The 18,527-nt window shown below is 32.9% G+C and carries 19 protein-coding genes and 1 pseudogene; 17 read left to right on the top strand and 3 right to left on the bottom strand.

Going from position 1 to position 18,527, the window contains the following annotated elements; genetic code table 11:
• The first annotated feature begins 61 nt into the window (after positions 1–61).
• Together FBF83_RS10860 and FBF83_RS10855 are read left to right on the top strand one after the other, a co-directional pair.
• Complete coding sequence (locus FBF83_RS10860) at positions 62–385, top strand: PadR family transcriptional regulator (protein WP_206895019.1); 324 nt, start codon at positions 62–64, stop codon at positions 383–385.
• Entirely contained in the window at positions 382–1,503 is a 1,122-nt protein-coding gene (locus FBF83_RS10855; protein WP_136947204.1) for a DUF2812 domain-containing protein, read from the top strand. Before FBF83_RS10860 ends, FBF83_RS10855 begins: the two co-directional genes overlap by 4 nt.
• Before the next feature lie 355 nt (positions 1,504–1,858).
• On the opposite strand, the pseudogene FBF83_RS21175 reads toward FBF83_RS10855, so the two are convergent.
• From FBF83_RS21175 to FBF83_RS10830, 3 genes and pseudogenes are all read right to left on the bottom strand, one after another.
• Positions 1,859–2,774 (bottom strand): annotated as a pseudogene (locus FBF83_RS21175) (DDE-type integrase/transposase/recombinase); the annotation flags it as partial.
• Between the two features lie 562 nt (positions 2,775–3,336).
• Positions 3,337–3,651, bottom strand: a complete 315-nt coding sequence (locus FBF83_RS21435; RefSeq protein ID WP_136947201.1) for a transposase — start codon at positions 3,649–3,651, stop codon at positions 3,337–3,339.
• Positions 3,652–3,987: 336 nt separating this feature from the next.
• Complete coding sequence (locus FBF83_RS10830; protein WP_136947200.1) at positions 3,988–4,215, bottom strand: hypothetical protein; 228 nt, start codon at positions 4,213–4,215, stop codon at positions 3,988–3,990.
• 398 nt (positions 4,216–4,613) lie between these two features.
• On the opposite strand from FBF83_RS10830, the gene FBF83_RS10825 reads away from it, so the two are divergent.
• From FBF83_RS10825 to FBF83_RS10755, 15 genes are all read left to right on the top strand, one after another.
• Positions 4,614–5,060: a hypothetical protein gene (locus FBF83_RS10825; protein WP_136947199.1), complete on the top strand. Its 447-nt coding sequence runs from the start codon at positions 4,614–4,616 to the stop codon at positions 5,058–5,060.
• 332 nt (positions 5,061–5,392) lie between these two features.
• On the top strand, positions 5,393–6,316 hold the full coding sequence (locus tag FBF83_RS10820) for a hypothetical protein (RefSeq protein ID WP_136947198.1): 924 nt from the start codon (positions 5,393–5,395) through the stop codon (positions 6,314–6,316).
• Complete coding sequence (locus FBF83_RS10815) at positions 6,300–7,574, top strand: YcaO-like family protein (protein WP_136947197.1); 1,275 nt, start codon at positions 6,300–6,302, stop codon at positions 7,572–7,574. Before FBF83_RS10820 ends, FBF83_RS10815 begins: the two co-directional genes overlap by 17 nt.
• 19 nt (positions 7,575–7,593) lie before the next feature.
• On the top strand, positions 7,594–8,400 hold the full coding sequence (locus FBF83_RS10810; protein WP_169525383.1) for a SagB/ThcOx family dehydrogenase: 807 nt from the start codon (positions 7,594–7,596) through the stop codon (positions 8,398–8,400).
• Positions 8,393–10,018 (top strand): ABC transporter ATP-binding protein, encoded by a 1,626-nt coding sequence (locus FBF83_RS10805; protein WP_169525381.1) that lies wholly within the window; start codon positions 8,393–8,395, stop codon positions 10,016–10,018. The genes FBF83_RS10810 and FBF83_RS10805 overlap by 8 nt, the downstream gene beginning before the upstream one ends.
• A 19-nt stretch (positions 10,019–10,037) precedes the next feature.
• Complete coding sequence (locus FBF83_RS10800) at positions 10,038–11,054, top strand: BtrH N-terminal domain-containing protein (protein ID WP_136947194.1); 1,017 nt, start codon at positions 10,038–10,040, stop codon at positions 11,052–11,054.
• Positions 11,055–11,092: 38 nt separating this feature from the next.
• Positions 11,093–11,779 carry a CPBP family intramembrane glutamic endopeptidase gene (locus FBF83_RS10795; RefSeq protein ID WP_136947193.1) on the top strand — a complete coding sequence of 229 codons (687 nt, stop codon included), beginning with the start codon at positions 11,093–11,095 and terminating at the stop codon, positions 11,777–11,779.
• Positions 11,780–11,950: 171 nt separating this feature from the next.
• On the top strand, positions 11,951–12,406 hold the full coding sequence (locus FBF83_RS10790; protein ID WP_136947192.1) for a GNAT family N-acetyltransferase: 456 nt from the start codon (positions 11,951–11,953) through the stop codon (positions 12,404–12,406).
• Positions 12,407–12,567: 161 nt separating this feature from the next.
• Positions 12,568–13,020, top strand: a complete 453-nt coding sequence (locus FBF83_RS10785; RefSeq protein ID WP_136947191.1) for a hypothetical protein — start codon at positions 12,568–12,570, stop codon at positions 13,018–13,020.
• A gap of 1,068 nt (positions 13,021–14,088) precedes the next feature.
• A complete protein-coding gene (locus FBF83_RS10780; RefSeq protein ID WP_136947190.1) occupies positions 14,089–14,325 on the top strand; it encodes a DUF3953 domain-containing protein in 237 nt (78 codons plus the stop codon).
• Positions 14,326–14,489: 164 nt separating this feature from the next.
• Positions 14,490–14,720: a hypothetical protein gene (locus tag FBF83_RS10775; RefSeq protein ID WP_136947189.1), complete on the top strand. Its 231-nt coding sequence runs from the start codon at positions 14,490–14,492 to the stop codon at positions 14,718–14,720.
• A gap of 254 nt (positions 14,721–14,974) precedes the next feature.
• Positions 14,975–15,187 (top strand): hypothetical protein, encoded by a 213-nt coding sequence (locus tag FBF83_RS10770; protein ID WP_136947188.1) that lies wholly within the window; start codon positions 14,975–14,977, stop codon positions 15,185–15,187.
• A gap of 153 nt (positions 15,188–15,340) precedes the next feature.
• Complete coding sequence (locus FBF83_RS10765; RefSeq protein WP_240688073.1) at positions 15,341–15,784, top strand: pyridoxamine 5'-phosphate oxidase family protein; 444 nt, start codon at positions 15,341–15,343, stop codon at positions 15,782–15,784.
• A 206-nt stretch (positions 15,785–15,990) separates the two neighbouring features.
• Positions 15,991–16,815, top strand: coding sequence for a DUF4037 domain-containing protein (locus FBF83_RS10760; protein WP_136947186.1), 825 nt, complete (start codon positions 15,991–15,993; stop codon positions 16,813–16,815).
• Positions 16,816–16,959: 144 nt separating this feature from the next.
• Positions 16,960–18,195: an aminopeptidase gene (locus FBF83_RS10755; protein WP_136947185.1), complete on the top strand. Its 1,236-nt coding sequence runs from the start codon at positions 16,960–16,962 to the stop codon at positions 18,193–18,195.
• The last annotated feature ends 332 nt before the right edge of the window (positions 18,196–18,527 follow it).

The following is an 18,527-nucleotide window of genomic DNA, read 5'->3' as shown; positions in this document are numbered from 1 at the left end:
ATATTATCGCTCTTTATGTCACGGTGTGACATACTTAAAAATGGAAAAAGGGGCTAGATTAATGAAAAAGCCTGAAAAAACATACATACCTATGACCGAAACTGCTTTCTACATCTTGCTTGCATTAACTGAACCCCGCCACGGTTACGGCATCATTAAACACGTTGAGAATCTGACAAAAGGAAGAATAAGTTTAGGTTCGGGTACCGTTTATGGCACGTTGACGAAAATGCAACGCGATGGTTTGATCGTCAAGTACGCGGATGGTGAGCGAAAAAAGGTATATGAAGTTACAGAAGACGGTAAAAGAATCATGAGAATTGAGATAGAAAGGCTAAATGAACTTTATAATAATGCGGTTCGATATAGGGAGGAGTTTTTATGACCACATCGATTTTTCGACCATTTTGGAGTTACGACCCGATTAAAACGGAACAATGGCTAGAAAAGAAAGCGAGCAAAGGGCATTTTCTAACTGGATTCAATCGTTGGACAAGGAAATTCCATTTTCAAATTGAGAATCCTAAAAACTGTACATATAGACTTCAATATGAAAAGGTGGACCACTTCCCACAAGCTTTAGTAGAGTCAGGATGGGAATCTATAGCGAAAGAAGGTCGTTGGAGAATCATTCGTCATGGAGGCGCTTCGAACAATGAACCCCTAAGGGATAACATGGCCTCAAGGAACAAAATACATTACTATAATTTCATGGCGGTTTTCATTTATATGCTCATCTCTGCTGGCATGGTGGGGATGCTCACTCTCACAGTACTTTTAGGTGGTGGATCTGCGACGTTCGTTCCCAGCCCATATTGGTCAATAACCATTACTGTAGGATTGACGCTTTGGACTCTAGTTCCTTATACGACATTGACATTACATAAAGGATTAAAAAAACTGAAGGTAGCCCCCTCATCTTATACTGAAGGGAACTCAATACCCATCAAATTCACGAAATGGCGGCCAGCATGGGCGTTTGCTCCTGATCGCTTAGAAAAATGGTTGGAGCGTATGGAACAAAAAGGATATCGTTTAGTAAAAGTCAGCAGACGGGGACTTCGGTTTTCCTTCAGTAAAGGAGAACCGAGAATGGTATGTTATGCGGCCGATTTTCAAAAATCTGTTGAATCGGACTATTTTTATATGCATAGCGATCGAGGGTGGTATCAATTGTTCCATTCTTCTTCTGCTTTCATGTCTTGGACCTTATGGGCGAAAATGTACACTAGTGAAGAGGAAAAACCTCAGCTGTACAGTGACCCCTATCACAAGTTAAGGCATGCTAAGCGTGTTACTCTTTGGCAAGGGGGCATATTTTTGCCTTTGACGATTTTATATATTTGGTTAATCACAATGAATATCAGTGATATTCTTCAGGGAGAGATTTTTGACTCTATCTTTTGGATGGTAGTGGTGCAAACTATGGTCGTCATCGTATTCGGTTATTTTTCTGTTCGTTCATTATTGTATTATAGGCGAGTTAGAAAGACGATACAGTGAATGGACAGAATAACTCTGACCACCACTTTAATAAGGCTGGGGTGGCTTGAATATTGGATCGTTCAGATTTATTCAACCTCCTTCAATTATCTCGAATTCAAGTCTTACATAAACTCGGAGCGTTTGCGTAATAAAAAATAAGCGCGCTATGTAGGTTTAGAGCAGGATAGTCGAAGAATAAGTTTGCTTCCAAATCGGTAAGCATTCCATATTCTGGGATAAGGAGATTGTTAAATATATCGAAATTTGAACTAATGGTATCGAGCTAATGGGGGTTAGTGAAATTAAACCACATACTAGGAAGGTTAGTTATATTCCACATATTACAGGCAGAGTTTTCGAAGTGGACAAGATAAACAAACTCGGTTTTGATGACCTTAAACATCGCTTCAGCGACAGAGTTATCATAAGGTGATCCTTTGAAACATAAGGAGGGTTTAATTTGAAAGGTTTCTAAAGCCTCATCATTTAACCTATTCTTAAACTCATTGCCGCGATCGGTATGAAATAACTCAATGTCATGCAGGTTTCCTTTAATGGAAGAAAAAGCACGATAGACAAGCCTGGAGTCTTTTCGTGGACCTGCACTGTATGTAACCGATTATTTCGCGATTAAATAGATCGACAAAGACACAGATGTAGTGTCATTTTTGACCCACTCGAACATACGTCAAGTCACTGACAACGACATTCAACTGTTGATCCTGATGAAATTCTCGATTCAATTCATTTGCCTGCTCAGACTCAAACACGAGCTTTTCGTAAGTTTGAATTGAGTGATTGTATATTTCGAAACAAGGCCCAATTCGTTCATAATACTTCCACAATACGTCCAAACCGGGTCTTTGAAACAATCCAATCTTGTTTAAAATTGAATGACCTCTTCCAGTTCATCGTCATTTGAATCTAACGCTTTCGCTTCATAATAGAAGGGACTTCGAGGCAGTTGTAGGATGTCGCACATTGCTGATACCGAGTATTTGTGACGATTATTGTGAATCACATTTACTTTCGTCCGATGGATCAGCGCGGCTTGCTTTAAAACATCATTCTCCACCGCTAAACACGGGTTTTTTTTTCGCAGCTTCATGCGCTCTGTTTCTTCAGAAGAACGAACCGGTTTTGAAAACTGACCGATCCACCGATCCAATGAAGACGGCGTTAACTCATATTCTTTGATAATTTCACTTCTTGGCTTACAATTTTTCATGTAGTTGAACCATCTGTTGCTTAAATTCCTTAGTAATCGTACGGCGTGTTCTTTTGGTCATAATAGACGCTCCTCTAATAGTAAAAGTTTTAATAAAGTCTATCTGGCCTTAATCTATTTGTCTAACTGAGTGTAGCAGATTCAGAGGAACGCTTACTGAAAAAAGGGTAAGCGATTTATTTAGTTCTCTTCAGAATTCTTGAACAACATACTTTTTAATCAACATTAAAGGAGAAGCCCCTTTGACAAATTTAGAACAAAGAATGGAGGTATATATGAGAAACTCACAAACCCTATAAGAAGTTTAGTAAATTAGTGCAAGTTTGGGACACATATCCTCAGCCCATTCTTATGAATCATCTTGAGGCACCACTAAAACATACCTATAACATGTTATGTTTAGGATCAGAAAAAGTTAATCTCAGACAAAAAGAAGTTATTTATGATGCCCATACATTTAATATATTTAGGATTGATGTTTTAGATCAAAAAAACAAAAAGGATCGTATATTTATAAGCAACTTACAACTGAAAGAAATAATGAAATCACATTTTACAGAGGTTATGGATCATGGGGGCGGTTCGAGCCCATTGAAAAACAATCGTTTTTTCCCTAAGAACGGTTAATAAGGACTTGATTTCTCATATTGTAACCAAATAATTACCAAGAGAGAGGTCGCAATCGCTGCGATCCTCTTGATGTTGACCGGGCTGGCGGCTAATTTTGATTGGATAGTCCCACTTGATAGGCCATATCCCCTGGTTCGAGATAGACCGTGAAATCGTTTGAACTCCGCAGTTTTCCCTTCGATAGGCGCTCTTTTCTTATGCTTTTCCTTGAACTCCTCTGATTTTTGGTACTGCGAGATCTCGTAGTAATCATAGGTGTTGAGGCATACGAACAACATTTTTCTTGCACTTTTTTTCGCATTTGTCATGCAGAGGACAGGATTTGCATTGCTTCAGTTCAAAATAATATTTATAGCCTTCTATGTCCCCATCTATTCTTTTTGTTTTAAAGCCACGCTTTCTTTCAGTGGTATTTCCCTGACTGCACTGCCATTCATCTGAGTCTTTACTGTACGTGAATAGACTTTCATCGAGGCGCTAAACCAGGGAACTGAAGGGGATGTAGGACTGTGCTTTTGAATTTGATTTGATCCAAAATCTCTTTTTTAAAGTAGGCTTTGTCGCCATATACCTCAGCGATATCCACCATACCTGTTTGAAGCGATTGATCAAATATTTCTTGGCGTAACCGCCACCCATGTAAGCTACTTGCAATGTGCGTAGGACGTAATTTGGTGTGTTTTCTGTTCGTTGTCAGATACATGCTTTTCGAAATGATCGATCACGGTTGAAAAGTACTTCTTCATCACTTTTTTAGCTTCAGGGTGGTCTGGTATCTCTTGATAATCTGGTGTTTCAGGAAAGTCTTCGAGCGACTGGCTGGTTTCGAGTTCATATGTTTGAATGATATTCCGAGCTAACTGATTTATCAAACGGTCCGGGGGTTTCTTTTTTTGTATTCGCTTCAACAAGAGTCGCGTCGATACTGAGACTTTTTCCTTTGAGAAGCTCCTGTTCCACATATTGGGCGCCATTTCGGTCATCATCTCATCAAGTGGTCACTTAATTCTAGCGTTTACAGGGGGGCATGGAAAAATAGGAAACTAGCTAAAAAAGTGATCTCACTAAGACTTTTACACTGGTTTCGAACCGTCCTGGTGATATATGTATATAATTTATCAAATAAAAAACAGATCAAACAAATTATTTTGTATGAAACCGCAGTTGGATATGCCATTAATGTTATAATAATGTTATTGTTCTAAAAATTCCCATTTTATTGATTTTTTATATTAACGATCCTAAATAATAAATATCAAGGGGGATATAGATGTTCCTTAAATTAATAGTAGGTATTATATTTCTAATCATTTCTGTCTTTATTGCGGTTTCATTAAATTTAGTTTCTTCTTTTTTTGAACAATTTATTTTAAGTAAGTTAAATACCAAAATTAGATATTATTTCCTATTAATTCTATCAATTCTATTTGAATTATCCTTTGTTTCTTTATTATCCTATAAAAGTAATTGGACATTTATTGATTCTTGGTTTACAGGAAGTATACTTTTGATAGCTTTAATTTGGCTCCCAAATTATTTTAGACCTTTCTATGAGAATTCAAGTAGGACGGTTGGTAAATTTAATGGGGGAATTACATCTGGGAAAGTTAAAGTTTTTAAATTTAATTTAGTTCACCCATTTCTATTAGGGACAATTATTTTTTGTTCTGTTGGAATAATTGTATCAGTATTAAATTATCTACCGTATTTAATTTAAGACTACTTTAATAATTCAGATTTTTCAAATAAAAAATTAACTTTTGATTAATTTTAATACAAAATATTCATTATATTACAAATTAAGGGGGTGAAGTCGATGAGTAAAGATTCTTCTTTAGAACTTAATGTTGTGGAAAGTGGAGAGAGTGGAGGGGTTACTCCAGATGCAGACACAGATCCTGGCTCTTGTACTGGATGCTCTTGTAGCAGTAGTAGCAGTAGTAGTTCTTATGATTCAAAATGTTGCGGTTAATTAAAATACTTAAGAATTTTAATAAGAAGAGAGACTCTTATTGTTTCTCTTCTTATTAATTTATAATGGAGGTAAGTATGAATTATCCAATAATTAGAAATTACTTTTATGAAATAATTTCAAGTAATGAACTAATTTTCTTTTATAATAAGAAAAATTTAACATTTACAGGTAAATCTGTTGGCTTAATTATCAAAATACTACCATTTTTGAATGGGGAATATAAAACTGAAGACATATCGGTTGAAACTTCTATAGGACTTTCTCAAGTAGAAGAGATAATTCAATTATTAATCAATAAAAGAATAGTTTTTTTGAAACATAAAGTGAACAATTTACAAACAATTAATAACGAACAATCTAGTTTATTTAATTCTATCAACAACAATAACTTAACTGAAAATGACGCTTTGGAAGAATTCTCTAATATAACTTTAAAAAAAGTGTATGTAGAAGGTGAAAGTACTTTAGTAGGCAAATTAGTAAATGCGGTACAAGAAATATTAGTAGTTACCACTAAACAGGACGAAGCAGATTTAATTATAGGTATCGATAATTATGAAAACAAAACTCTTTTTTCAAAGCTTAATGATTTATCACTAAGCAAAGCTAAACCATTTATAAAAGCTGTAATAGAAGAACAAGAATATAATATCGGGCCAATATTTTCTACTAAATCATCTTGCTATATATGCTATTGGAATAGACTTTATTCGAATTATCAAAATCCTAAAAAGGACTGGCAATACTATGAAAAATACAACGAAAATGTGAAGGATAAATACTATTTTCCTGGTTTGGAAGAAATGTTTATTAATTCATTAAAAATAAACATAATAAAATTTTTTGGAAGTTATAGAAGCCAACTTTTTTTTAATGAATATAATTATAACCCAATTAAAATGGAAGGTAACTTGAATTATATCTTGAAGGTACCTGGGTGTGCGAGATGCAAAGAAGTAAATTACATTGAGGAGTTAGGTTATGAAGTTAGTCGATAAATTAGTCAATAAAAAAACAGGAGTATTTTATTATTTAGAAAAAGGATTAGGTTTTAAATTACCTATTCCAATGAATATATATATATTGTATAGAAGAAAATTAATGAATGAAAATGAAGAGCTGTTAATAGAGAATTCTGGTCTATCTTTAGGGTATGATTTTTTTTCTGATGAAAAGGCTTTGACTTCTGCCCTAGGAGAAGGTGTAGAAAGGTACTGTTCCTCTTCAACAATTGGACATGATTTAATATATGGAAGCTATAATAATCTAAGAACTGATTTTAGTTTGTTAAATCCTTTGGATATAACAAGAGTTTCTGATGTTCAATATAAAGAAATAGGGATACAAAAGAGTATTGATTTAGATACTCCCTTTTATTGGACTGAGTGTTTCGATGAGATTAAAAAAGAAACTAAGTGGGTACCGGCCAATACTGTATTCATGGGTTCTGATTCTAGACTCAGAGAAAATGTAATTAGGGATATTACATCCACTGGGTTGGCTGCTGGTCCAACTCTTCAATTTGCAAAAGAACGTTCTCTCTTAGAGTGCATTGAAAGAGATGCATTTACGATTATGTGGTTGAACCAATTAGAATTACCAGTTATAGATTTAGATTCAATAAAATGCAATAGAATCAACAAAATATTAACTTTATGCAAAGAAGTTGATTTAAAGCCATATATAATAGATATTTCGTTAGATATAAATGTACCAGTTTATTTCGTTTTATTAGAAAATCTAAGGCAGAAGCCTCCTTTTATTCAAGTAGGAGCAAAAGCGCATTTCAATCCTTTAGAAGCGTTAGAGGGAGCTCTATCAGAAGCACTTTCTCTCTTCAATTTACATGGAAAATACAACACTCCAGAAGTGAAAGATATTACTAATCATGAGAACCTACAGTCATTTGCTGATCATATTAAATATTATGCATTTGGTAATGGGTTAAACTCTCTTAATTTCATTAAAAATGGTAAAGTGGTGGATTTTTCACTTTCAATTAAAAATAAGATTGATAGCTTTAGTTCATTAGTAAAGAATTTAAATGATAAGGGAATTACTGTTCTCACCAAAGATTTAACCACGGTTGATATGGAGTCCCTTTCTTTGAAAGTTGTTCGTACAGTAGTCCCAGAATTTTCATTTTTAGAGGTAGGGATCCCTATGCTTGAATGTAAAAGATTAAAAAGTGTTCCAGAAACCATGGGAATAAATGTGAATAACTACTTTAATAAGATGCCTCATCCATTCCCATAATAAAAACGGAGGAATAATTTTGAAAAATATAGATAAAATCACATTAGCCCATTCGTTTCATTTAAATACCCGCTTAAGTAAAGAAAGACTAATTAATTGGGAGTCGATAGAAGCAAAAAACGAAAACATTAATAACAACTATGAAACTGATTTTTATTTTCTAAGAGAGTATTCCCTTAAGACCGACGATAGTATTATTAACGAAAACATTATTGAAGCAGTAGAAAATAGGAAATCACTTGATAAACCTACAGTTAGACCATTGCAAGATTTTGAACTACTTTCAAATCTTCTATTTTATTCTTATGGAAAAAGAAACAAATATCAAAAAAGACCAGTACCCTCTGCAGGTTCCAAGTATCCAATAGATTTATATGTATATATTTTTAATGTTAAAGACATAGAAAAAGGATTGTATTATTATAATACTGAGAAAAATACTCTTCAATTAGTTAAAGTTGGAGACTTTAGAGAAAGTTTAATGAATGCATTTACACAACCAGAACTTTTGCAGAGATCCCCCTTCGTTGTAATAAGTGTAGCTAACTTTATGAGAACATGTGCAAAGTATGGCGATAGAGGGTACAAATTAGTTTATTTAGACCTTGGCCATATTTCTCAGAATTTTTATTTATTAAGCAGCAGTATGAAGTTAGGATGCAGAGCAATTTTTGGTTTTTTTGATGAAAAATTAAATCATATGTTGTCCCTTGGTGAAGATCAAGATGTGGTATTATCCCACGTGTTTGGAGAAGAAGCTCAGTTTATGGAGAATATATTGAACCTTAAAAGGAGCGATGTTTTACAAGAGGATAATAATGAATAAACAATTAATAAAATTTTTAGTTTTCAACATCTCTTTTCAGAAAAAAACAATCATAATATATTTATTAATCTCTCTTATTTTATCTGTTTTGTATTTAGCATTGCCCCTACTAGCTAAATATTTTATTGATAATGTTTTAATGGATACGGACTCTCAAATGTTAACCGCTTTTACATTATTACTATTAATTATAATTATTTTCTTGTTACTGTTTATTTTTCTAAAGTCATATCTCAATATTAAAACTATATCCAATAGCAATCTACATTTAAGAAAAAAGGCACTTAATAAATTGACTAGAATTAGGAGTTTAAACCAACTCAAAGGAATTAATGTAGTACAGTTAATGAATAATGATATACCTGTTTGTCAGAATATAGTTAATAATACCGCAATTAATCTGGTTTTAAATACTATTACACTTGTCGGTGTAATATTGATACTTAGTTATATAGAAATAAAAATTTTAATCGTGATGTTAATTATTTTTCTTTTTTACTTTTGTTTTTATAAAATATTGGGCGATAAAATTTATTCTGTAAACAGAAGAATTATTTCATTTAGAGACAAGATTTCAAATAGTTCCGAACAAATAAATAATAATTTCATTGCATTTAAATACTACAATGAGAATTCTCATCTGTATAAACGCCTTTTAAAGGATTTTAATTATACAAATTACCTACATCATAAAAATGGTTTTTTAAGCTCGTATTTAAGCCTTTTGAATAGCTTGGTTTTATATTTGTATTTTATTATATTATTTTTTTATGGGGGCTTAAGTGTATTAAAAGGTTCAATAACTTTGGGTGATTTTTTTACTATTTTTATATACACAGGTATGTTTTTAACTCCAGCTAGGAATTTATCTTCATTAATGATTCAGTTAAAAACACAACTTATAAGTGTAAATAGAGTCAAGAATTTTTTTGAGCTAGAAGATGAGGCAATGATACTTAATCCAGATAATTCTTTAAGAATTAGCGAAGGTAAGATTACATTAAAACAAGCAGTTGTGTCAATTGATAAAAAAACGATTGTTTCCGGATTGGAAATGGATTTCCAAAGAGGGAAAGTGAACTTTCTGTTGGGGAAAAATGGAGTGGGTAAATCCAGCTTAATCCTATCGTTATTAAAATTTAATGATAGCAGAAATATTTATATTGATGGAAAAGAGTTTGATGAAATCCCTCCTAAGCAAATCAGATCTATTATAGGAGTATCTCTTCAACAACCACAATTCACTTCTAACTTTATTAGTCAAAATATATTAAATGCACAAAAACGTGGTTCGAATTCTCAAATAAGTCTACATATCCAAAAGGAAATTGAAGAGTCAGCTGAAAAATTGTTGCGAAATATCAGAAAGAAAAATGTTGTTTCTAATTTGTCTAGCGGAGAGAAACAATTAATGTCAATTTTTTGTGCGCTATACTCTAACCCAGAAGTTTTAGTATTAGATGAGTCGTTATCAAACCTAGACCATACAGCGAAAAAAGAAATGATCGATTTGATAGATAAAATAAATGAGGATATTACGTGTATTGTAATTGATCACAATCATGTAGAAACACAAAAGAATATTAGTTCAGAATATCAACTTAACTTTGTTGAATAAGGGAGTGGAAAATATTTCTATGTTAATCTCAAAATACCCGTCATCAGTCGGAAAACATTGCGCTACTAATTCATTAGTTGAGATCAGTAAATATTATGGTAACAATTTGAGTGAGGCGATGGTCCTAGGATTATCTAAAGGGGTATCATTTAATTACGTGCCTTTTACAGATTATATGCCAAGATTAATTAACTTAAGAAATCCAATTTTAGAGAAAAGCTTTTTTGATACAATAAATTATCCTTTTAAGTGGAATTATGCGGAAAAGTTAAACTTTAAAAAAATTAATGATTATTTAAGCATGGGGATTCCAGTTTTAATATTAGTAGATATCAATGAGTTAAACATTTTTCAGCTTGATTTCAATTCACTAGGGAGTGTTGGGGCTCATACGCTTTCAATTGTAGGTTATGATGAAAATAAAGAACTATATTTAATAAGTGAGTATTTTCAAAAAGAATACATAGAAATTAAAAAGAATGATTTACAAAAAGCATGTCAAATACCAAAAGGGCCTTTTTTTGTAAAAAATATGTGGGCTCCTGTATATAAGTTTGAGATAAATAATCTTGAACAAAAAATAATTAAAGCAATAAAGGAAAATGCAGAAAGCTTCCTTTTTGGAAATGATTTTTACGGTTTAACGAGTATCTTAAAATTATCTCAAGAGATCTCTTATTGGTCAGAACTTCCGTATTGGAAGGAAAATAGTTACAATACATATATGAGGGTTGAAAGAATTGGGACTGGGGGAGCAGGGTTTAGAAAACTTTATCTGGAATTTATTAAAGAGGTCGAAATATTAATTCCAGCATTAAGAGAAGCATCATTAGCTAAACTTTTACCGGGCATCATCTCATTATACAAAAAAATGTCTTTAAATTTTTATTACGTACACCGTTACGAAAGCAAAGAGTATTTCAAAAAAATAAAGCACATATTAGAAGAATTATATAATAAAGAAATGCAATTTTGGAAAGTTGCTTATGATGTTACAAATAAAATTTCTAAAGATAGTTTAGAATTGAGGATGTAAAATGAATACACTTTAAATTAGGTGTAGCCAATAGTTTCTTGAGTTTTTGTAAAATACATAGTGGAGGGATAAAAATCGAACAAAAACTTCACGATAAAAATCAATTCATGTGGAAAAGTTTTTTTGTTGTTTCATTATTGTTGTTAATAGGATCTGTTATTTTTTCTATTGTATTTAGTATTAGGTCTCCTTTATTTAAGTATAATAACTTATCTGGTCCGTTATGGGTAATATATAGCATGATTGTTATTTTGAGTATATCTGATATTAGAACTTTTTTAATTGGTGAATTAAAACTAAAAGATATAAAAAAAATCTATTGGGTTATACCATCTCTCTTTATAATGTATACATTATATTTTATCACTTTTAAGTGGGGGATTTTTATTAGTGATAGTTTATTAAGAAGAGTAAATTATGATATTTGGTTACTCGATAAAAATACAACTTATACTCTTCTATTCTCATGTCTAATAGTACCGGTTGCGGAAGAAATTTTGTTCAGGGGATTTTTAACGGGATATCTTTCGAAAAAAATAACACCATGGATTGCTATTATTTTCTCCTCTTCGGTTTTTGGATATGTACATTTTGATAATCAATTTTTTCAGTTTCTTATAGGGCTAATATTATCTATAATATATAATAAAACAAATTCCCTTATTCCGTGTATAGTTGCTCATAGTTTATGGAACATTCTTGCCTATTTTGTAATTATGAATTAATAAATCAAAAATAAAATAATGGTTAAAGGATATGTCTCGAAAAAATATCGTTTCATAATTAGAACTGTAAGCACTAAAAATTGGCTATGTAATACATTATTCTTGTTCAATTAAATCGGAGCGATAGTTGAACTTTCTAAGATACCTTGTTTATTGAAAGAAGGAGAGAAAATGAATACTGAGTTAAAGAGGTTAAACTCAACTAATATAGAAGAAGCCACAAAGCTATATATTGACGTTTTTAATGGAGAACCTTGGTATGATGGTTGGGAACTAGAAGATGCGAGAGAACGCTTAGAGGATATATTTAATAATCCTAATTTCATAGGCAATGGAATATACGATGATAAAGAAGAGTTAATTGGATTTTTGTTAGGATATACTGAAAAGTGGTTAAGCAGCAATCATTTTTATCTTAACGAAATGTGTGTGAAAACTGATCTTCAAAGTAAGGGAATAGGCTCTAAATTATTGAAAGAATTTGAGAACATATGCGAGGAAAAGAAAATAAGTCGTATATATCTTCTAACAGCGAGAGAAGGACAGGCAGAAGCTTTTTACAAGAAAAGTAACTTTTATGTTAGTCCCAAGATGATAATGATGTCTAAAAGATTAGATTTTAGCTAAAGATTATATATCCCTTTAAATCAAGTCTTCAACAATCTCGGAGCTTATCTCTCATTAGATACGCTCCTGTTTTTTTTAGAAATAATGATTGAGAAACTTGCTTCTTTTTGAAATGATTGGTCTTGAACACAGTACAGTTGTTGGAAGTTAGGTGAATTGAAATGAATCTAATGAAAGTAATAATAGTGTCAATGCTAAGTTTTACTATCCTATGTGGGTGCGGATCCGATACTATTGAAATTGAAGGAGAGTATAAATTTCTCACTATACAAGGTGTAGATAATAATGGAGTGGCAAGTAAAGAGACTAAAAAAGAAGTAGAGGATATTGATAAGATTAGTACCTTTATACAAAAGATAGAAAGTGTTGAAGTAACTGAACAAAAACCTGAAAAAATCAAAGAGAAGAATAAGTTATTAAATGAAACTGGTAATTACATAATTGCTTTAGCAGAGAATGAAAAATTGCAGGGGAAAACCTATTTTATTAATATGTTTGAAGATGGTTCTTTCATTTACCAAGATCCTTCTGGTACCAGGCTGAAATATGTTTCGATTCAAAACCATCCGAATTTATATGAAGAGGTTAAAAAGTTGCTAATGATTTCGTATTAGTATTATTAATTGTTCAATTATTTCGGAGCAATTCTGCAATATCATAATAGCTTAAACCATGAAGAACGATCTTCATCAATCGGGCGTAATTCCGCATTTAGGAATTACGTCCTTTCTTTCAATAAAATGGTTGAGACAATGGTTCTAATTTGAAATAATTGGAATTAAAGGATTGCGGAAGTATAATCTAGAATTCAATTGATGAGTGATTTAGAGAAAGACACATTATAATCCTTATAGGAGCTCTTAAGTCTAATAAGAATAATAAACTAGTTACTTAAAGGAGGTGTCCTGTGAAAAATAGTTCTAATTCTACAATAAATTATTCTCGGATATACTGGATTGTTAATATGTTGGCGATTATCCTTTTTGTACTCGGAGGTCTATTATTAATCAACTTAGGTAATCTAACAATGTTTACAAATATCTCAATTTGTTTTGGATTTGCAATGATAATTTTCAACACTCTATACAGAAGAATAAAATTGAAACAATCTGTGGAAAATAATTAAATTTGTGTCTTAGCAATAAATAGCATCACTAGGTATTAAGTCGACTGGTATCGAAATTTTCAATACCAGCTAGAGAAGTGTTTTGTTCAATAAAATCGGAGCTTATCTGTAATAAGATAGGCTTCTATTTATGTAAAAAAGATGGATTTATTAGCACTATTTTGAAATAATTGGATCTAAGAGTGTTAACTAAGATTAGTAGCTAATAAATGTATTGTATTGCTTTAGGAGGATTTTCGTTTGAATACCAAAAAACTAGATTTGATTATCTTATTAACCCTGACCATTGCAGTTCCGGTATGTACAATTCTACCGTACCTTGGAATAATTCCAGATCTTATACTATTCTTCCTCTTTCCAGTAGGAATTATCTTTTGCCTCATAGGAATAATGGCTTCTGTTTTAAGGATACAAACCAGTGGTTGGAAACAATCATAACAAATATCTATGTACTGTAATCTCAGAGCGATAATCTAGAGAGGTTTGCGCTCATTTTAACTGTATTACAGGGAACTTTAGTAAAGGACCTAATTTCATTATTGCGGGGGAAGTGCTGGTGAAAATAATTAGAATAATTTTGGCAACTATTGTAGTTTCTCTATCTATTTATGGTTTGATGAGTGGAACAGCTGAAATTATATTGCCTTATTTAATGCTATTAATGGGTGGAATGTTTCTTGTTATGGGGGTTACTGAATTTCAAAAACGAAAACCAGTCGCTTTCACATCATTCCTTGTTGCTGGATTTAGTATTTTCGTTGGGATTTATACTTTTTTAAGTAATCTAGCGTAAACCTGAGTAAGAATTTCCAACAAAATATATCTGATTGCTTCGAATACGAGTCTTCAAGTAAATCTGACCTAATGTTGATAAAACAGGGATATCAACTCAATTTCTCAATCGTTTCGTTTAGCTTTTTACAAGCTCTAGTTGAAACACTTGAATGGAGTGATGAAATGACTAAAGATCAGTTCAAAGTGTTTCAAAATGGAATTCACATTGGAGAAGAGTACAATTTCCATTATGGAAATAATGAATATTGGATTAGCCAAGATGAAGAGAGATTTTACTTAACAAAAGTAAAAGGCTCAGTTACTCAAGAGTTTAGTACAGCGAAACAATTGTTCGAAGAGGGTAAAGTGGATGGAAGATTTATCTGTGATATTTATGAAGATATTGAGTGGTGAATTCGACAGAAATAAGTTATATCTCATACTCAATTATCTCGGAGCTTATCCGTAATTACGGATAAGCTCCAGTTTTTAAGAAATAAAGATTGAGTTAATCATTTGCATTTGAAATAATTGGTATTAAGTTGTTTGGCAAATAGCTAGAAAAATGATTAAGATTTTATTTGGTAAATGCACAATATTAAAAATGGCAGGTGATTATTATTTCCCAAGAAGATAAGTTCTTAAATAAATGGAGTGAAACTAGAAAAATGGGTAAATGGAAGTACATCCTCTTCCACGGAGTTTTTCTAGGTGGAATAGGCTTTTTATTAGGAAAAGTGGCGTTAAACTTTTTCTTGGGTAAAGAGCTCGGAAATATTGCAGAGTATATAATAACTGCAATTATATTTGGTGTTTTATTTGGAACAGGTATTTGGTTATATACAGAAAACAGATACCGAAAGTACACGGCAAATAGATAATAACTATTCAAGTAAATTCGGAGCTTATCTGTAATAAGATAAGTTCTTTTTTTGTATTGAGTTAATCTGTTTAATTTGAAATAATTGGTATAAATAACTAGGTAAGCTGTTTATTTGAACGTTATTTAATAACTACTTGAAAGGATGTATACATTGAAAATAATCGAAGGTAACAAAAGCTTTAACTTTGATGAGTTTCTTAAGAAACCTTTGTTTGCACACCTCTCAACTTCATCATCAGAAGGACCTCGAGAATCTCCTGTTTGGTTCTATTGGGAAAATAACTGCTTATGGATTATCGGAACACCTTCCTCAGATAGCTTTCCTAGGAGAATAGAAGAAAGCCCTAAGTGTGCAATTGGTATAGTTGATTTAGACCATACTACCGGAAAAGTCTTACATGCAGGATTCAGAGGAAGTGCTTCTGTAGAGCCTTTTGATAGAGGAATTGCCACTCGCTTATTAAAGCGTTATCTTGGGCCTGATGAAGACAATTGGGACCACAGGTTCAAAGGATTAGGAGATAGCAATATCTTAGTTCGATTTGTTCCAGAAACGGTTGTGGTTCGAGATCAATCCTTTATTCCAAGCATATAGTCGGTTTTAAGTAGAGAGGTTTTTGTCATATTTTTGATTGGTATTTATTTTTAGAAGAATTAAAAAGCATATCATTTCATTGTTAAGAAATCTCGGAGCGATTGCTGTACTAAAGATTGCTTTCATTAAAAGAAAAGGCTGTAAAAAACAACTAGGTGTCTTTATTAAAAATACGATTATCAAACGTAAAAATGTGGAGGTCTAACATGGATCTATTACAACAATCAATAGGTATGGCAGCGGTGTATAAGGAAAACCCAAAAATAGAAGCCATCATTCTTGCTGGTTCAGTATCTAAAAACCTACAAGATGAACATTCAGATATTGAGTTACATATTCTGTGGTCAAGCCCTCCAACAGATGAGGAGCGACGGTATCCCATACAGCAAATTGATGGAATTTTTCTATCGTATCATCCTTATGAAGATGAAGAATGGTCGGAGGCTTACTTAAATCAGAATGGCATTAAGTTTGAGATTAGCAGCTTTTTGTTTGAAACAGTAGAACGTTTCATTTCCGATGTGGTGGAAAATTACGAAACTAATTATGACAAGCAATGTATTTTAGCTTCCATTCATAGTGGTGTTGGCCTATTTGGGAAAGAAAGAATCAATGAATTAAAGAATAGGGTTGCTACATATCCATTACAATTTTCTAAACATATGATTTCTGAAAATCTCTGGTTGAGTAATCGATGGAATAACCGCGAAGCACTTTTAAAACGTAAGGACTGGTTGATGCTCTACGATGTCATTTGTGGGGTGCAAAAGAATTTGTTTGGAGTTTTGTTTGGCCTAAATCATATGTATGTTCATCACCCTGTTTTTAAATGGATGGGGAATAATATTGAACTTATGGAGATTAAACCAGAAAATCTCCATAATCGAATGAACGAAATATTAATAGGTGATCCCAAAAAAGGTGTAATAGAGTTAGAGGGATTAATTGAAGAGGTTATGAGATTGGTGAGAGAATACCATCCTGAATTGGATATAAGCGGACAAAAGAAAAATATAGGGTATGTTAAATAAGCATGAAATCTACCATGTAAACAGAAACAAGGCATAACCAGGAAGTATTATATATCTATCTTGAAATTGAGTCTTCCACAATCTCGGAGCGCAACTCTAATAATGTTTTGCTCTCTTTACTAATAAACGATAGAGGATGATTGGATGAATAATGATTCGAAACGTTTAGAAAAATACGCTGCTATTACTGTTGAGATTGGGCTGAACCTTCAAAAGGGTCAAACGCTCATTATTGATGCCCCAATTCATGCCTCAGAGTTTGTACAGCAGGTTGTAAAAATGGCTTATGACAAAGGTGCAAAGGTTGTAATGGTTGAGTATACTGATGAACAAGTTTTGTTAACCAAATATAAAAAAGCTCCAGAAGAGGGGCTAAAACACTACCCTGAGTGGAAAGCGAAGGGATACGAGGAGATGGCTAAAGAAGGTGCAGCCTTGTTAAACGTTTTTTCTCCGAACCCAAATTTATTAAAGGACGTTGATCCTAAGCGTGTATCTATGGTACAAAAAGCGATCGCAGAAGCACTTCGTACGTTCCAGTCTTACCAGATATCAGGGAAAATGAACTGGTGTATTGTAGCTGTCCCATCAAAAGAATGGGCGAAGCAAGTGTTTCCTGATCGTTCAGAAGAAGAAAGTATACAACTGCTTTGGGAACAAATATTTGAAGTGACCCGAACAAATACAGATCACCCTGTACAGACGTGGAAGGAACACGTTGAAACGATGAATAGGTCTGTGCGCTTTCTAAATGAAAACAACTTCAAGAAACTTCATTACAGAGCCAACAATGGGACCAGCTTTTCTGTTGAATTACCTAATTTACATAAGTGGATGTGTGCAAATTTCAAAAGCGAAAGAGGGGTTTCGTATGTTCCAAACATACCGACGGAAGAAGTGTTTACGGTTCCGAAGAGAGAAGGTGTGAACGGTGTGATAAAGAGCTCTAAGCCATTAAACTATAATGGCTATTTAATCTCTGGATTCTCCTTGACTTTTGAAGAGGGGAAAGTTATCGATTTTAGTGCTGAAGAAGGTTATGAAGTACTTAAATCGATACTAGGAACGGATGAGGGTGCGAAATGTTTAGGTGAAATAGCACTCGTTCCGTATAACTCACCGATTTCTAATTCAGAGCTTGTCTTCTACAATACGTTATATGATGAAAATGCTTCCTGTCATGTGGCACTTGGTAATGGTTTACCAATAGCGTTAGAGGGTGGACCAGATATGAATAAAGAGGAATTAGCAGAGCAGGACTTGAATGAAAGCCTGATTCACGTTGATTTTATGTTTGGCACTGCAGACCTTGAAATTGATGGCGAAACAGAATCAGGTGAGATCGTTTCGATTTTCCGAAATGGAAACTGGGGATTCTAATTTCGAGTCTTCTGCAATCTCGGAGCGATAGTGGGATAATCTAATCGCTCCTCCTCGATCTAAGTGATGAAATCGAGTACAATTCCCTGTTAAGCAATCGGGGAACGTTTGCAGTTCGAAAAAACGCCTCACATCACCAATACCAATGGGTTTTAAGCATCAACTATTTAGTCATAGGATTCGATTCTGGAATAACTCTAGTATGAATTTTATACTTCTGGGACATAATAGAATCAAGTTTACTTGATTGATAACCTAGGAGAGTGATGTCCATGTTATTATCGACGATATGGGAAAAGTACGAACTTGATAAGAAGATTGAGGGGTATTCC

It is taken from the genome of Guptibacillus hwajinpoensis (genome assembly GCF_005144865.1).
Lineage (GTDB): Bacteria > Bacillota > Bacilli > Bacillales > Guptibacillaceae > Guptibacillus > Guptibacillus hwajinpoensis_A.
This window is presented reverse-complemented; position numbering and strand designations above follow the sequence as displayed.

Excerpts from the sequence above, each read along its gene's own strand:
- FBF83_RS10825 (WP_136947199.1), top strand. The coding sequence starts at position 4,614 with ATGTTCCTTAAATTAATAGTAGGTATTATATTTCTAATCATTTCTGTC.
- FBF83_RS10785 (WP_136947191.1), top strand. The coding sequence starts at position 12,568 with ATGAATCTAATGAAAGTAATAATAGTGTCAATGCTAAGTTTTACTATC.
- FBF83_RS10775 (WP_136947189.1), top strand. The coding sequence starts at position 14,490 with ATGACTAAAGATCAGTTCAAAGTGTTTCAAAATGGAATTCACATTGGA.
- FBF83_RS10805 (WP_169525381.1), top strand. The coding sequence starts at position 8,393 with ATGAATAAACAATTAATAAAATTTTTAGTTTTCAACATCTCTTTTCAG.
- FBF83_RS10860 (WP_206895019.1), top strand. The coding sequence starts at position 62 with ATGAAAAAGCCTGAAAAAACATACATACCTATGACCGAAACTGCTTTC.
- FBF83_RS10755 (WP_136947185.1), top strand. The coding sequence starts at position 16,960 with ATGAATAATGATTCGAAACGTTTAGAAAAATACGCTGCTATTACTGTT.
- FBF83_RS10855 (WP_136947204.1), top strand. The coding sequence starts at position 382 with ATGACCACATCGATTTTTCGACCATTTTGGAGTTACGACCCGATTAAA.
- FBF83_RS10790 (WP_136947192.1), top strand. The coding sequence starts at position 11,951 with ATGAATACTGAGTTAAAGAGGTTAAACTCAACTAATATAGAAGAAGCC.
- FBF83_RS21435 (WP_136947201.1), bottom strand. The coding sequence starts at position 3,651 with ATGACAAATGCGAAAAAAAGTGCAAGAAAAATGTTGTTCGTATGCCTC.
- FBF83_RS10800 (WP_136947194.1), top strand. The coding sequence starts at position 10,038 with ATGTTAATCTCAAAATACCCGTCATCAGTCGGAAAACATTGCGCTACT.
- FBF83_RS10770 (WP_136947188.1), top strand. The coding sequence starts at position 14,975 with ATGGGTAAATGGAAGTACATCCTCTTCCACGGAGTTTTTCTAGGTGGA.
- FBF83_RS10820 (WP_136947198.1), top strand. The coding sequence starts at position 5,393 with ATGAATTATCCAATAATTAGAAATTACTTTTATGAAATAATTTCAAGT.
- FBF83_RS10815 (WP_136947197.1), top strand. The coding sequence starts at position 6,300 with ATGAAGTTAGTCGATAAATTAGTCAATAAAAAAACAGGAGTATTTTAT.
- FBF83_RS10760 (WP_136947186.1), top strand. The coding sequence starts at position 15,991 with ATGGATCTATTACAACAATCAATAGGTATGGCAGCGGTGTATAAGGAA.